Here is a 14,895-nt window from a genome sequence, read left to right on the forward strand (position 1 = left end):
GGTTACGGCGGCGGATACGACGACTGACCCGACCGCTCAACCCACACACAACCCCGGCCCGCCGGAATCGGGCCGGGGTTCCGTGTGTTCACGGCGTCCACGAGGGCCGGAGGCGAGGCACCGGCCGCAGCGGAGACATCGGCGACACCGCGCCCGACAGCGTGATGCCCGCCCACCCTCCTCGACGAAGCGAATCGCGGGGCGACTATCCGCCCTGCTTGACGCAGGTCCGGTCCGCCGCGGGCAGCCTGCCGGTGGCCAGGTAGCGGTTGACCTGGTCGTCCACGCAGGCATTGCCGTACGTGCCGTACAGCGTGTGCCGATTGGCGCCTTGGAGAGTGACCAGCCTGGAGCTGGGCAGCAGGCCGCGCAGCGCGACGCTGCCGGTGTAGGGAGTGCGCGGGTCGCCGGTGGCGGCGACGATCAGGGCCGATGCGTCGTGGCGTACCTGGGTGGGCTTCTCGCGGGGCCGGTCCCAGAAGGCGCACGGCCCGATGTTGTTGGCGATCGGGCCGATGACCGGGTGTGCGGCCCGGCTGCGCTCGATGTCCCGCCAGTACGACTCGGGTTCGTGCGGTGCGGCCGCGTCCCCGCAGAGGATCGCGGACTGCGCACTGCCGGTTTGCGAAGCCTCACCGCCGAGCGTCGACCGGAGCATCGCCGCGAACTGGGGGGAGGGTCGGGTCGGATGTCCCTTCGCGGCCTCGGCCAGGACGGATACCTGCTCGCCGAGGACGGCCCGTGCCTCATCGGTGTCGTCGGCGATCCCGATGAAGACCACGAAGGGCACCTGGGTGTCGTCGAGTCGGAACACCTCGGGGGCGGTACCGATCGTCAGCGGCCGCCGGGCGGCCGCGTCGATGACGCGTTCGACCGTGGTGAGCACCTCGTCACGCGTGCGCCCGAGTCCGTAGACGCTGTCGCGCCGAGCCGCCCAGGCGGCCCAGTCCGCGAGCGCGCGGTCGTTCTCGCGCTCCAGACCCTTCATGAGACGAGGGTTGTAACGGCGGGGGTCCAGTGCCCCGTCGAGCACCATCCGGTCGTAGCGGCCGGGGAACATCTGGCTGTAGACGGTGCCCAGGTAGGTGCCGTACGAGTAGCCCAGGTAGGAGATCTTCCGCTCACCGAGCGCGCCCCGGATGACGTCCATGTCGCGGGCGGTGTTGCGGGTGGTGACGTGCGGCAGCACGGACGCGTTGGTGGCCCGGCACCGGTCGGCCAGGTTCTTCTGCAGGACGACCTGGCGGTCGAACCCGGGCCTGCCGACACCGGAGGAGAAGAGGGAGAGGCCGACGGGCCAGCCGCAGTCCAGGGGAGTGCTGCGGCCGACGAAGCGCGGATCCATGCCGATGATGTCGTAGCGCGGGCCTGTGTCCTTCATCGCCGCGCGGATGAGCGGAGGGAGATCGAGGCCGGAACTGCCCGGGCCGCCGGGGTTGATGATCAGCGGTCCGACCCGGTGCCGGGTGTCGGTGGCCCGGAGCCGGGATATCGCGACGGTGAGGGTACGGCCGCCGGGATCGGAGTAGTCGAGCGGCACGGTCACGTCCGCGCAGCGCGCGCCCGCCTTCTCCAGAGCGCTCCCCGGCGCGTCGTCCGGGCCCAGGACGCAGCTGCGCCAGTCGAGGCGTTGATGGTAGTAGCGGCCCAGTCCGGCCCCGGATCGCGCCGCGCCGTCGTCGCGGTCCGAGGCGGCCGCCGTCGCGGTGGGCAGCGCGGTGAGACAGGCGGTGAGGGCGAGGCCGACGGCCGAAACACGGCGCGCGGCTGCTCTGAAGGTGGTCACACGATCTCCTTCGGGACGGGCATGCCCGTCCCGTCAGCGGGAGGCGGAATCGGACGGGGCGTGGCGGCAGCCGGCCGCGAGAGACACGGTGCTCGTCCGTCGGCGCCGGTCGTCCGCCCGCCGTCGTCACGCGGGCCAGCCTTTCACCGTTCCCGACGCCGTGTCGTCGTCGTGCGGCAGTACCGCGCACCTACGTCAGCGGCCTTGGCGACTGCCTGCGTGTACGCCCGAGAGACCCGCCCGCACCCGAGGAGCACGGCGCGGTGCCACGTGCCGTAGCCACCTGCCGCGTGCTCCGTGTCCTGTGCGGCGGATCGGCCGACGTGGCCGGGAAGGGCTCGTGCCCCCCGACCACGCCGGGCATGCCGCCACGGCTCCGGTCACCCGGTGCCCGACCGCGTCCCCCGCCCCCTGGCCGTCCTCAGGACGCGGTGAGGATCCGGTCCGGGCGGATCGGCAGGTGCCGGTGGCGTACACCGGTCGCGTGCCACACGGCGTTGGCGATCGCGGCCGCGACGCCCACGACCCCGATCTCGCCGATGCCCTTCATGCCGACCGGATCGTCCGGCACGGGATCGTGGACCCAGCCCGCCTCGATGAGCGGCACGTCCGCGTGCGTGGCGAAGTGGTACCCGGCGAGGTCGGCGCCGACATGGGCCCCGGACGCCCGGTCCCTGACCGCCTCCTCGTGGAGGGCCATGGACAGGCCCCAGGTCATCCCGCCGATGAACTGGCTGCGGGCGGTGAGCGGATTGACGATGGTGCCCGCCGCGAAGATGCCGAGCAGCCGCCGCACCCGCACCTCACCCGTGGTGACGTCCACGGCGACCTCGGCGAACTGCGCCCCGAAGGAGTGCCGTTCCTTCTTCGTCAGTGAGCCGACGGCCTCGGCGGTGTCCGACCGGGTGGTGATTCCCTCGGGCGGGATTCCGCCGCCGAGAGCCAGCCGCTTCACCAGTTCCTCCGCCGCGAGCGTGACCGCCCAGGCCCAGGAGCGCGTCCCCATCGAACCACCGGCGATCATCGCCGGGCCGAGGTCGCTGTCACCGATGCGCACACGGATCCGGTCCGGAGCCGCCTTCAGCACCTCGGCGGCCACGAGGACCATCGCGGTCCGCGCCCCGGTACCGATGTCCGCCGCGTTGATCCGCACGGTGAACGTCCCGTCCGTCTCCGCGGTCACGGCCGCAGTGGACGGGCCGACTCCGGACGGATAGGTGGCGGCCGCCGTTCCGGTCCCGATCCGCCAGCGCCCCTCGCGGCGCACGCCCGGACGCGGGTCGCGGTGCGCCCAGCCGAACCTTCGGGCCCCCTCCTCGAAGCAGGCGAGCAGATTGCGGCTGCTGAACGGCAGCCCCGACACCGGCCCCGTCACGGGTTCGTTGCGCACCCGGAGTGCGATCGGGTCGATGCCGCACTTCTCCGCCAGTTCGTCGAGGGCGGATTCGAGGGCGAAGGACCCCGGTGCCTCGCCGGGTGCGCGCATCCAGGACGGGGTGGGCACGTCGAGCCGTACGAGCCGGTGAAGCGTGTGATGCGCGTCGGCGTCGTACATCACGCGCCCCAGCACGGCACTCGACTCGATGAACTCGTGCACCGTCGAGGACAGATTCAGCGCCTGGTGGTCGAACGCGCGCAGCCGCCCGTCCGCGTCGGCGCCGAGTCGGACGCGCTGTGCCGTGGGGCTGCGGTATCCGACGAGGGAGAACATCTGGCGGCGCGTCAGCACGACGCGGACCGGACGGTTCAGCAGGGTCGTGGCCATGACGGCGGCCACCTGGTGCGGGCCGACGCCCTTCGAGCCGAACGCACCGCCGACGTGCTCGGACCGTACGCGCACGCGAGCCGGTTCGAGCGAGAAGAGCTTGGCGAGTTCGCCCGCCACCCACGTGCTGCCCTGGTTGGAGTCGACGACCTCGAGCCGTCCGCCGTCCCAGTGGGCGGTCGCCGCATGCGGCTCCATCGGATGGTGGTGCTCCTCCGGAGTGGTGTACTCCTCGTCCACGACGACGGCGGAATGGCCCAGCAGACCCTCCACGTCCCCCTTCTCGGTCTCGGCCGGCATCATCGGGTTGTTCCGCGGCGTGTAGGCGTCGGCGCGCCCGACGTCGAACGCCACGTCGTGCGGTTTCTCGTCGTACCGGACCACCAGGGCCTCGGCGGCCTCCCGGGCCTGCTCGGACGTCTCCGCCACGACCAGCGCCACCGGCCAGCCAGCGAAGGGCACCCGGTCGTGCTGGAAGAGTCCGAGGACCGGGTTCGGCCGCCCCAGCATGCCCAGGTAGTCGGTGTCGACGCGCGGCGCGTTCCCGTGGTGCAGCACGGCGAGCACGCCCGGCATCTCCAGGACGGGGGTGTCCTCGACCCGGCGGACACGGCCGCGGGCCACGGACGACAGCACCAGCCAGCCGTGCGCCAGATCGGCGAAAGAGATCTCCCCGGCATAGCGGGCCGCCCCGGTGACCTTGGCCCGGCCCTCCACACGGGCGTGCGCGGAGCCGACGGCTCCCGTCGGCGCGGCGACCTCGGTCGTCGTGGTCATCGGGCGGCCTCCTCGGCGAGTTCGGTCAGAACGGTGACGGCCAGGTCACGCACCAGCGCCACCTTGTACGCGTTCCCCGGCAGCGGCCCGGCCGCCGCCAGCTCGGCGTCCGCCGCGGCGCCGAACGCCTCCGTCCCGGCGGGGCCACCGACCAGCGCACGCTCGGCCATCCGGGCCCGCCACGGCCGGGACGCGACCGCTCCGAACGCGAGACGTACATCGCGCACGACACCGTCCCGGACGTCGAGCGCGGCGGCGACGGAGCCGATCGCGAACGCGTACGAGGCGCGCTCGCGCACCTTCCGGTACCGCGAGCCGGCCGCGGAAGGAAACGGCGGCAACGTGACGCCGGTGACCAGCGCGCCGGGTGGCAGGGCGGTCTCGATGTGCGGGGCGTCGCCCACCGGCGGGTACAGCCGAGTGATCGGCAACTCGCCCGGTCCTTCGGCCGTTTCGTACACGACGACGGCGTCGAGGGCGGCCAGCGCGACCGCCATGTCCGAGGGATGGACGGCGACGCAGTGCTTGGACGCGCCGAGGATCGCGGTATTGCGGTGCTCACCCGCGATCGCCGGGCAACCACTGCCGGGTGAGCGCTTGTTGCAGGGACCGCTGACGTCGGTGAAGTAGCCGCAACGGGTCCGCTGGAGCAGATTCCCGCCCACCGTGGCCATGTTGCGCAACTGGCCCGAGGCGCCCGCCAGGACTGCCTGCGCGAGCGCGGGGTAGCGGCGCCGCACGTCCGGGTGGGCCGCCAGATCACTGTTGGTGACCGTCGCCCCGATGCGCAGCCCGCCGTCGGCCGTCGGCTCGACCCGGTCGAGCGGCAGTCGGCGTACGTCGACGAGCAGTGCGGGCCGCTCCACACCGGCCTTCATCAGGTCGACGAGATTGGTACCGCCGCCGAGGAACCGGGCCTCGGGACCGGTGCCGCGCAGGACGACCGCACCCGGGACGTCGAGCGCACGCTCGTAACCGAACTCCCTCACGCCACTGCCCCCTTGCCCCCCGGCTTCGCGCCGGCCGCGAACGCTTCCCCGTCCCCGTCCACGGCCTCCGCCCCGGCTCCGGCTTCCGCGGCCCGGGCCACGGCCGCCACGATCGACACGTATGCGCCGCACCGGCACAGATTGCCGCTCATCCGCTCACGGATCTCCTCGGAGGTGAGCGCGGGCACTCCCGCTTCGGGCCGGACATCGGCGGTCACGGAGCTCGGCCAGCCCGCCGCGTGCTCCTCGAGCACCGCGAGAGCCGAACAGATCTGCCCGGGCGTGCAGTAGCCGCACTGATAGCCGTCCAGGTCGATGAACGCCTGCTGTACCGGATGCAACCGGTCACCGTCGGCGACGCCTTCGATGGTGGTGACCGCGGCCCCCTCGGCGGCGACCGCCAACTGGAGGCAGGAAACGACGCGGCGTCCGTCGAGCAGCACCGTACAGGCGCCGCACTGGCCCTGGTCGCACCCCTTCTTCGTGCCGGTCAGGTCGAGGCGCTCACGCAGGGCGTCGAGCAGTGTGGTGCGATGGTCGACGGGTAACGTGTGCTGCTCGCCGTTGACGCTCAGGGTGATGACGCTGGATGTCGATGGGGCCATGCTCAGCCTTCTTTCGCATTGCGGACGCGTGCCGGATCGAGACGGGTCCCGCCGGGCGCCTGCGGAGGAGCGGACTCCTTCCGGAGGCCGGACTCGTCCGGGGGAGTGGGGCGACAAGGGTACGGGAGAGCCGGTGGCCGGGATCGACCGCTCCGCCGCATCGGCCGGATCCGACGGCATGGTGAATTCGACCGGACAGCTGTCCGGCAGCCGTCGAACCTAGTGGACGGCTCTCCGCTCAGCAAGGAGGCCCTGCCCGCGATACCGAAGGAGGCCGAGGGCAGACGCAGGGCGCGCGACTCCGCGTCCGGACGGGCGGAGGAATCGCGCGCATCCCGGACGTGGCATGCGCCGAGCGGGAAACGGCCCGGCGAACCGACCCGGCGAATCGGCCCCGCGCACTCCCGTCGGCGTCGGCCGAGCGCCGCTTCCGAGCCCGGCTGTTCGTTCCCGCACAGCCGGGAAACGCGAGTGGGGGGCGCGGTGTTGCCGCGCCCCCCACTGCTCCCTCCGGCATGTGGTCGATCCCGCGGCCGGATGTCCGGGACCAGTCGATCCGGAACCCCCGGCCGGCAGGACGCCGGACGCCGGTGTACGTGCTATCCGGCGGCCAGGGCTCGGGCCTCGGCGACGATCAGCGCGGCGCGAGCGGCGTTCAGACCGTTCCCGGACTGGTGAGCGGCCCAGTTGGCGAGCTGGGAGTAGTGGGCGTGCCCCAGCATGGTGGTCATCGTGGCGACCCGGTTGGCGTCGGCGCCCGAGGTCAGGATCAGATGGGCCAGACCGGTCGGGGTGGCACGGACGGTGAAGGTCGAAGTCGCGCGCGCGGTGCCGCCGGGGCCGGTGGCCTCGGCTCGCAGGGTGTGCTTTCCGGCGGCCAGCGCGGTGAGGTCGAGCGGCTTGCCGGGCGTGACGGCGTCACCGTCCAGGGTGAGGGTGACCTTGTCGGCGCCGGTGGCCTGGATCGCGGGGACCGGGGTCTGCGAGCGGTCCAACGACGCCGAGGCGGCCGGGGAGGTGATGGTCACGGTCGGCGCGGCCGGCGGCGTGGGACGATCCTGCTGCTGGGCCGCGTTCCAACCGGCCAGCTCGGCCGGGCGGTTGGTGATGATGCCGTCCACCCCACCGGCCTCCAGAGCCTGCCAGCGGGCCGGGCCGTCCACCGTCCAGACCATCACCGCGACACCCGCGCGGTGCAGGTCGGCCACGACGCCGGGCCGCTTGGACAGCGCGTCGTCCGACGGGTTGTAGGAGGCGAGGCCGAGCTCCTTGGAGAGGGCCACCGGGTCGGCGTCCAGAGAACCGCGCAGCAGGCCGAGCGGCAGCTTGGGCGCCAGCTCGCGGGTGTACTTCAGCGCGTCCACCTCGAAGCTCTGCACGAACACCCGGTCGGTCATGCCGTGGTCCCGGATGGTCTTGACGATCGTGGCGACCTCGTCGCGGGTGTGGGCTCCCTTGATCTCCAGCAGCAGGTTGCCGCCACGGCTCCGCAGGTCGTCGAGTTGCGCGGCCAGGGTGGGGATACGGGTGCCCGTGTAGGAAGGACCGAACCAGGAACCTGCGTCCAGCGCGTCCAACTGGGCCGAGGTCAGATTACGGACGGCGCCCTTGCCGTCGGTGGTGCGGTCCACCGTGCTGTCGTGCAGGACGTACGGGACACCGTCCTTGCTCGGCTGCACGTCGTTCTCGATGTACTCGGCTCCGCCGCGCCGGGCGACCTCGTCGGACACCAGAGTGTTCTCCGGGGCGGCCGAGGAGGCGCCACGGTGGGCGATCACGGTCATCGGCGAGCCGGCGGGACGGATCCAGCTCTCGGAGGGGAGCTCGGTGACCTTCAGGTCGTCGAACGAGACCGTGGAGCCGTTGACGACGAGTGCCTCGACGCCCTCGGCGGTGCGGGCGACACGGGTGGTGCGCATGGCCTCGCGGCCGTCGAAGAACCAGCGGGCCTTGGTGCCGTGGACCTCCACGGCGATGCGTACGTCGCGGCCGGTTCCGGCCGCCGAGGCCGCGGCGGCGGTGTCGGTGACGTTCCACGTGCCGGTCGGGGTGCGCTGGGCGAACTCCAGGCCGTTGGAGGCGGTGGTGCCGCTGCGCATGGTGGCGATCGACCACGGGACGGAGCCGTTGGCGGGGACGTCCAGCCCCATCGCCGTCCAGCGGGCGGAGTCCTTGACCGACTCGAACCGGGCGGTCACCTCGATGCGGAAGTCATTGAGGTGTTCACCGAAGGTGATCCTGCTCTGCTGGTTGCTGTCGGCCGAGGTGCCGTACAACCGGCCGTTCTTGACCTCCCAGGTGCCCTCGGCGGGCCGGAATCCCGCGGGCAGCGAGTTGCCGGAGAAGTCTTCGGAGACGACGACCCGGCCATCGGCCGGAGTGGAGCCGGACGACTTGGTTCCGGCACCGGCGGGCTGGGCCGTGAACAAGGGGACGAGTACGGCTGTGGTCAGCAGCGCGGAGGCAATGCGAATTGATCGACTAGACATGGCTGGAAACTTACGGTCGCAAGATCAACAGCCTTTGACCGGCAGGGGAACGCGGGCTGGACGGTGCACGGACGCTGAAGCCGCACCGGACGCCCGTCGCCAAATGACGGAATTCCGGTGAATGGGAAAATGCGGTCGCGCCTGCCCTCGTCGGTCCTCGCCCAAGAAGCAGCGGGCGGCACGCCGTCGCGGGCCGGTGCTCGAAACCGGCCCGGACCGGCGTGCCGCCCTCCGCCGCCGTACGCGTCGCACCCCCACGCGCAGGCCGCAGGAGAATGCCCGTCCGCGGATGGAGTCCGGGCCCAGCGGCGCTTCCCGCGGGACCCGGTGCGATGCGATCCGCTCAGTGCGTCGCCGTGGTCGATGCCTTCGCCGCCGCGGCGTTCTCCTCCGCGAGCCGTTCCATGCCGCTCGTCGTCTTGAGCGGCTTCTCCTTGATGAACAGCACGGCGATCAGGGCGAGGAACGCGAAGGGGGCTCCGACCAGGAACACCTCGGCGGTCGCGACTCCGTACGCGTGCTCCACCACCTGCCGCGCCGGTTCGGGCAGCTTGCTGAGGTCGGGGATGCCGTGGGTGGCGCCCCCGCCGGCCGCCCCGCCGAAGCTCTTCTCCAGCTCGCTCGTCACCCGGTGGCCGAGCACGGCGCCCAGCGCGCTCGTGCCGATCGCCCCACCGAGGCTGCGGAAGAACGACAGGACCGAGGTCGCCGAGCCGAGCTCCGACGCGGGTACGTCGTTCTGAGCCGCCAGCACCAGGTTCTGCATCAGCATGCCGACGCCGACGCCGAGCACCACCATGTAGGCACTGAGCAGCCCGAACGAGGAGTCCGCACCGATGGTGGCCAGCAGGCCCATGCCCGCGGTCATGATGATGCCGCCCGCGATCAGGAAGCCCTTCCACTTGCCCCGGGCGGAGATGATCTGCCCGGCGACGGTCGTGGAGATCATCAGACCGAGGATCATCGGCAGGCTCATCAGCCCCGCCACGGTCGGCGTCTTGCCGAGCGAGATCTGGAAGTACTGGGAGAGGAACACCGTGCCGCCGAACATGGCCACGCCGACCAGCAGGCTCGCCACCGTCGCCAGTGTCACCGTGCGATTGCGGAAGATGTCCAGCGGGATGATCGGTTCCGGGACCCTGGACTCGACCACGACCGCGGCGACCAGCAGGACCACACCGGTGATGACCAGGGCGGCGGTCTGCCAGGACAGCCAGTCGAACCGGTTGCCGGCGAGGGTCACCCACAGCAGCAGGGCGCTGACCCCGCTCATGATGAGGACGGCACCGACATAGTCGATCTTCACCTCCCGGCGGACCGTCGGCAGCTTCAGGGTCAGCTGGAGAAGCACGATCGCCAGCAACGCGAACGGCACACCGATGAAGAAGCACCAGCGCCACCCCAGCCACGACGTGTCCACGAGCACACCGCCGATCAGCGGTCCCGCGACCGTGCCGACGGCGAAGACAGCGCCGAACACCCCGGAGTAGCGGCCGAGTTCACGCGGCGGAATGATCGCCGCCATCACGACCTGGGCGAGCGCGGTGAGACCACCCGCTCCGATGCCCTGGACGACGCGGCTCACGATGAGCAGGCCGACACTGTGCGAGAAACCGGCGACGAGCGAGCCGACGACGAACATCGACAGGGAGAGCTGGATGAGCAGCTTCTTGTCGTAGAGGTCGGACAGCTTGCCCCAGATCGGGACGGTCGCCGTCATCGCGAGGAGCTCGGCGGTGACCACCCAGGTGTACGAGGACTGGCTGCCGTTCAGATCGGCGATGATCCTGGGAAGGGCGTTGGAGACCACCGTGGAGGCCAGGATGGCCACGAACATGCCGGCCATCAGGCCCGACATGGCCTGGAGTATGTGACGACGTGTCATGGCCGGCGCGGCCTCAACGGGCGCATCGGCGGCCCCGGCATCGGGTGTGACAGCAGCGGTCATCGGCTGACGTTCCTCATTTTCTGGTGAAAGGGCCCCCGGTGGGGGACCCGGATGTGCTTCAGTCGCTCAGACCGGCGGCCAGCGAAGCGAACGCCTCGCGGTAGATGCTCTCGAACGTGTGGGTGCGTCCGGAGGCCACCCAGAGCTCGACGGCGGCGCGTACGGCGGCGATCGTCACGTGTGCGAGAAGCCTGGGGTGGAGGTCGGAGTCGGGATCCCGGCCGAGGCGCTCCGCCACCACCGCGACCAGCGCGCGTTCGTCCGCGCACTGGGCGGCCAGAAAGCCGGGCAGCAGTGACGGATTCCTCTTGAGCACGGCCGTCTGGAGCTCCCAGCGCTCGTGGTCCTCCTCGATATGGGCCAGCTCCTGCGCGATGGCTTCACGCAGGGCGCCGAGTGCCGAGAGTTCCTCGGGCGCGTCGAGGACGGCCCGGCGCATCCGCTCGGAGTTGTCCTGGCCGGGCCGTGTGACGGCGGCTTCCAGACACGGGAAGTAGTTGAAGAAGGTGCGGACGGAGACGCCGACCGCTTCGGTGACCGCTTCCACTGTCACGTTCTCGATTCCGCGGTCCGCGGCCATGCGCAGCGCCGCACCCGCCAGGGCATCACGTGTCGCACGCTTCTTGCGTTCGCGCAGCCCGAGGGGTTGGTCGGCGGTACTCATGAAAGTGCATGCTATGCAATTTTGCGCTTCATGCAAAATGACGCCGCCATGCATGGCACGAGGGCCGGAGTCGGGCGCGAAAGGGGAGGCCCCGGCCGGGGCCCGGCAGCGTCGTCGGAACGCGGGACCGCGACGGCGAGCGCCTGCGGGCCCCGGGTCGCCCCGAGGATCGGCACCATCCGTCCCCCGGTCGCGGCATTCGTGATCACGGGATGGGCGGGGCACGTACAGCGTACGGGCATGCGGGAGCCTCGTCGTCGCGCGGGCGTCGGCGGGACGCTCTTCGCCTTCCCGCCCTCCCGGAGCACGGCTGACGTGACGAAACAGCGACGGTCCGTGGCACCCACGCATGCCGCGCGGGTGCCACGGACCGTCAGAGATTCCTCACGCCGTTCGCGACCGGTCCCGGGGCCGGTCCCGACGGCGGCCCGACAGGCCTGCTCGTGTGATCAGACGCCGGCGACCGACTGGATCCAGGAGCGGTACGCGGTGACGTTGGTGTACGCCGTCGTGGTCTGGCGGTCGCTGGTGGAAGCGACACCGACCTGGACACCGCCGAGGGTCATCGGGCCGCCGGAGTCGCCGCCGGCGGTGATGCCGTCGCCGCGCCGGGCGCAGATCGCCGAACCGCCGTAGGCGTCGGTGCAGCCACTGGTCACGGTCACATTGGCCACCTTCAGGTAGCGGGACTGGCAGTTGGCCTCCGAGCCGCACTGCGAGGTGGCACCCCAGCCCCACACCTGTACGTTCTGCCCGACCCGTACCGTCCCGGGCTGTCCGAGCTGGGAGTACGTCCCCTGGACGGAACGATCCAGGCGCACCAGCGCCAGGTCGGCGCTGTGGGTGTAGGTCTGGACGCCGTTCGCCACGGTGCCGCCGCTGTACTGGTCGAGGCTGCCGATGCGGAAGGAAAGGCCGCCACCGGCGACACAGTGCTTGGCCGTGAGAATCCACGTCGGCGCGATGATCGTGGCCGAACACGTCTCCTGGCCGTTGGAGTACAGCCGGGCGGCCCAGGGGGCGTTCTGGGCGTATCCGCCACCGATGATCGGTTGTACGGCCTTGGTCACCGGTGCCGCCTGGGCCGGGCCCGACTCGGCCGCCGAGGCGGTGGGGGAGAGCAGGGCGAGGACGGAGACCGCGGCGGCCGAGACGGCGGGGACCAGCCTGGATATGCGCATGCTTCCTCGTTTCGTGGGACACCCGAGGTGTGTCTGTGGGGGTTGACCGGCCCCAGGCTCCCGGAGAACCGCGGCGCCGGGTACCTCACACCTGACCATGCCGCGGTGCTATGCCCCGCCCGTGCGCACGGCGCCGGGCACACGGCCGGGGCCTCGTGGGCCGGTGGCGGCTGCCTGGCCGGTGCGGGCGGGAGGCGACCGCGGCGGGAGGAAGGTCAGGACGGGCTGGTCACTTCGACCAGCTGCGGGAAACGGCTGATCGCCGCTACGGCGGCCCGCCGGTCGACCCCGTCGGGGACGCAGCGGGGCCAGGGCCACGGCGGGCGCGGTCGGGCGGGCCGCAGAGGCGGCGAGGAAGGACACGTCGGAACGGGTGGCCGGCACGACGGGGTCGATGGGGGCCGCGCGGAGCATCCGGTCGCCGTACCAGCAGGCGATCCGGCCGACGGATCCATCGGCGGCGGGGTGGCTCGACGGCGCGCCGGGAGGGCCCCGGTCCTGGTCCCCGGCCATGGTCCACGGCGTGTCGACCATGCGGGCCACTCGCCGCTGGACCGATCCGTTCACGTCGACACCGGCCCGCACACCGGTGCCCGCCTGTCCAGAACCCCGATCCCGTGGTTCGTCGGGCCGCCGGGATGCATTGTCGAGGGGTCTCGGACCTGTGGGGGCGAGGCCCGCTCACATCTCGTCCCGTACGGGGCGGACCCCCGGGGTCGGAAGCTCGAACAGCCGTTGCGAGCGACGGCCGTTCTCCTCGCGCATCGAGGCACTTCGGGGCCAGGGCCATGGAGCGCCGACGGTGGGACAGGGACAGACGAGGTGGTGTGCGACATGGCAGAAGGCGCCGGGGGTGGGTTCGGCGTCCCAGGTGTTGATCGCGGTGCCGTCCACGCCGATCACCCATCGTCGGCGGGGCGGAAGATGATGAGAGGGAACGGCGATGCCGGGTTCGAGGAGCACCCAGTGCCCTTCGTAGAGGGTGGGGTACCGGTCTTGTCGAAGGCCGCAGTCCGGGCAGTCGGGCGGTTCCGGAGGCGGTGGGGCGGTGGCGCCTTCACGAAGGGCTTGGAGGTCGTCGTCGGGGCGGTCCGGACCTGTCGGGAAGGAATCGGTTTCCCCCATACGGTTCAGGGTCCGGAAGGGCCGTCACGTCCGGTAGGGCGCAATTCGGCCGACCTTGCCGAACGGCCCGCGCACGGAGTACGGCGACGACGATCAGGCACCGTCGGTGAAGCCGACGCCGGAGACGATCCGGGCGGTGAGCGGCGACGGGGCGAACGCGACGTCTTGCACGCCGGACGGACCGGGCCCGGGCGGCCGGCCGTCGAGCCGTTGGGCCTACCGCCGCCCCCGGCCCTGAGGGAATTGCCCCAGGTGTACCGCTCGGTGGACCACCAGCGCCAGCTCGCGGGCGTCCTCGGTGAACGTGTCGACACGAATCCTGCGGCCGCTGTGAAGCGTGATGTCACAGGTGAAGCCCATTCCGCGGGCTTCGGCCAGAGGCCGGCTGTCGTCGCCGTGAGCGCCCACCTGTGCGATGTCCTCCCAGGGGATCACACTGGCGGTGCCCGCCACCCGATGGGTCAACCCGCGTTCATGGATGTCGAAGCACTGCTCCCGGGTACGAAATGCCTGCACCATCCGCCAGATCCCCAGCCCCGCTCCCACCAGCCCGACTCCGAGCAACAGCCCCGCCAGCTGGGGCGCGCCGTCGGTGGTGCCGATCGAAGCGACCGCGACGGGCACCCCGAAGGCCAGTCCGACGGCGCCGACACACAGCAGAATGCCCGCCTGCCACAGCCGCCTGCCACCGTCCGTGCGGTGTTCGCGGACGAAACCGCCCAACCGTCTGGCCACCTCAGTGCGCCGCACCATGATCCCCCCCACATCGCGGATGTCACGAAGACGTGTCCGTGGACAGGCTGTTCATCCTCATGCCATGCCCACAGGAGCGCAACCGCCCTGTGCTCCCTCTCAAGACGGCTCAGGGGCCGGGACGCAGTACCGTCGTGACGAGTCGGGCCAGGTGATCGCGGTATTGACGCTCCGTCAATCCAGCGTCGAGGACAAGTTGTTCGTACCCTTCCGGGGAGAGGACGAAGGACAGGACAGCGGCGGTCTCCTCGTCCGCGGACGCGTTCACGAGGCCACGGCGCCGCAACCGGCCGACGGCCTCCCCGATGTCGGCGCGGCGGTGGTCGAGCAGTTGATCGAGCGTGGCCCGGACGTCGGCCTCCGTGTCCGCGGCACTGACGAAGGCGCGCCAGAGACCGGCCGAGCGGGCGTTCGCCGCGGCGATGAGTTCGATGCCGGCGGTGAGGTACGCCTCGCCCTCCAGATGCTCGATGGTCATGAACTGCTCGCGCTCCAGCAGCGGCGCCGAACCCTCGGATCCGGCGAAGGTCTGCTCGAAGGCCGCCAGCAGGAGGGCGCGCTTGGGCCCGTAGCCCTTGACGGTCTCGACCGAGACGCCTGCGTCGGCGGCGATCTCGACCAGCGTCGTCCGCCCGTATCCGCGCTCTGCGAAGCGGTCCGCGGCTGCCGTGAGGACTCGTCGTTTCGTCGCCTCGGCCTGTCCGGCGCGCAGCGCCGATCTGTAGCTGCGGCGTTCCGCCCCACTCATTTGAACTTCCTTGAAGGGTAGTCAATACTCTTAGACGTCAACCAATGTTAGCGGAGGGGGAAGCC

Annotated in this window: 11 protein-coding genes; all 11 read right to left on the reverse strand. The window is 71.4% G+C overall.

All coding sequences use genetic code 11. From position 1 onward, the window contains the following. Positions 1 to 205: 205 nt before the first annotated feature. Complete coding sequence (locus tag AB0E67_RS32575) at positions 206 to 1,786, reverse strand: alpha/beta hydrolase (protein WP_362033631.1); 1,581 nt, start codon at positions 1,784 to 1,786, stop codon at positions 206 to 208. Between the two features lie 421 nt (positions 1,787 to 2,207). Next, a complete protein-coding gene (locus tag AB0E67_RS32580; RefSeq protein WP_362033634.1) occupies positions 2,208 to 4,328 on the reverse strand; it encodes a xanthine dehydrogenase family protein molybdopterin-binding subunit in 2,121 nt (706 codons plus the stop codon). Then, positions 4,325 to 5,317, reverse strand: coding sequence for a xanthine dehydrogenase family protein subunit M (locus tag AB0E67_RS32585; RefSeq protein WP_362033637.1), 993 nt, complete (start codon positions 5,315 to 5,317; stop codon positions 4,325 to 4,327). The genes AB0E67_RS32580 and AB0E67_RS32585 overlap by 4 nt, the downstream gene beginning before the upstream one ends. Continuing rightward, positions 5,314 to 5,922: a 2Fe-2S iron-sulfur cluster-binding protein gene (locus AB0E67_RS32590; protein ID WP_362033640.1), complete on the reverse strand. Its 609-nt coding sequence runs from the start codon at positions 5,920 to 5,922 to the stop codon at positions 5,314 to 5,316. Before AB0E67_RS32590 ends, AB0E67_RS32585 begins: the two co-directional genes overlap by 4 nt. A gap of 599 nt (positions 5,923 to 6,521) precedes the next feature. Beyond that, entirely contained in the window at positions 6,522 to 8,411 is a 1,890-nt protein-coding gene (locus AB0E67_RS32595; RefSeq protein ID WP_362033643.1) for a glycerophosphodiester phosphodiesterase family protein, read from the reverse strand. Between the two features lie 343 nt (positions 8,412 to 8,754). Then, positions 8,755 to 10,359, reverse strand: coding sequence for an MDR family MFS transporter (locus tag AB0E67_RS32600; RefSeq protein WP_362033646.1), 1,605 nt, complete (start codon positions 10,357 to 10,359; stop codon positions 8,755 to 8,757). A gap of 58 nt (positions 10,360 to 10,417) precedes the next feature. Further along, positions 10,418 to 11,023 carry a TetR family transcriptional regulator gene (locus AB0E67_RS32605; protein WP_362033648.1) on the reverse strand — a complete coding sequence of 202 codons (606 nt, stop codon included), beginning with the start codon at positions 11,021 to 11,023 and terminating at the stop codon, positions 10,418 to 10,420. A gap of 449 nt (positions 11,024 to 11,472) precedes the next feature. Then, on the reverse strand, positions 11,473 to 12,204 hold the full coding sequence (locus AB0E67_RS32610) for a trypsin-like serine protease (RefSeq protein WP_362033651.1): 732 nt from the start codon (positions 12,202 to 12,204) through the stop codon (positions 11,473 to 11,475). 681 nt (positions 12,205 to 12,885) lie between these two features. Continuing rightward, on the reverse strand, positions 12,886 to 13,329 hold the full coding sequence (locus AB0E67_RS32615; RefSeq protein WP_362033654.1) for a DUF6083 domain-containing protein: 444 nt from the start codon (positions 13,327 to 13,329) through the stop codon (positions 12,886 to 12,888). A 216-nt stretch (positions 13,330 to 13,545) separates the two neighbouring features. Next, positions 13,546 to 14,082, reverse strand: coding sequence for a hypothetical protein (locus tag AB0E67_RS32620; protein ID WP_362033657.1), 537 nt, complete (start codon positions 14,080 to 14,082; stop codon positions 13,546 to 13,548). A gap of 109 nt (positions 14,083 to 14,191) precedes the next feature. After that, positions 14,192 to 14,830: a TetR family transcriptional regulator gene (locus AB0E67_RS32625; RefSeq protein WP_362033660.1), complete on the reverse strand. Its 639-nt coding sequence runs from the start codon at positions 14,828 to 14,830 to the stop codon at positions 14,192 to 14,194. Positions 14,831 to 14,895: the final 65 nt, after the last annotated feature.

Source organism: Streptomyces sp. NPDC032161, assembly GCF_040636995.1.
GTDB lineage: Bacteria > Actinomycetota > Actinomycetes > Streptomycetales > Streptomycetaceae > Streptomyces.

Coding starts and splice junctions, on each gene's coding strand:
- AB0E67_RS32610 (WP_362033651.1), bottom strand. CDS start 12,204: ATGCGCATATCCAGGCTGGTCCCCGCCGTCTCGGCCGCCGCGGTCTCC.
- AB0E67_RS32580 (WP_362033634.1), bottom strand. CDS start 4,328: ATGACCACGACGACCGAGGTCGCCGCGCCGACGGGAGCCGTCGGCTCC.
- AB0E67_RS32600 (WP_362033646.1), bottom strand. CDS start 10,359: ATGACCGCTGCTGTCACACCCGATGCCGGGGCCGCCGATGCGCCCGTT.
- AB0E67_RS32590 (WP_362033640.1), bottom strand. CDS start 5,922: ATGGCCCCATCGACATCCAGCGTCATCACCCTGAGCGTCAACGGCGAG.
- AB0E67_RS32605 (WP_362033648.1), bottom strand. CDS start 11,023: ATGAGTACCGCCGACCAACCCCTCGGGCTGCGCGAACGCAAGAAGCGT.
- AB0E67_RS32615 (WP_362033654.1), bottom strand. CDS start 13,329: ATGGGGGAAACCGATTCCTTCCCGACAGGTCCGGACCGCCCCGACGAC.
- AB0E67_RS32595 (WP_362033643.1), bottom strand. CDS start 8,411: ATGTCTAGTCGATCAATTCGCATTGCCTCCGCGCTGCTGACCACAGCC.
- AB0E67_RS32625 (WP_362033660.1), bottom strand. CDS start 14,830: ATGAGTGGGGCGGAACGCCGCAGCTACAGATCGGCGCTGCGCGCCGGA.
- AB0E67_RS32620 (WP_362033657.1), bottom strand. CDS start 14,082: ATGGTGCGGCGCACTGAGGTGGCCAGACGGTTGGGCGGTTTCGTCCGC.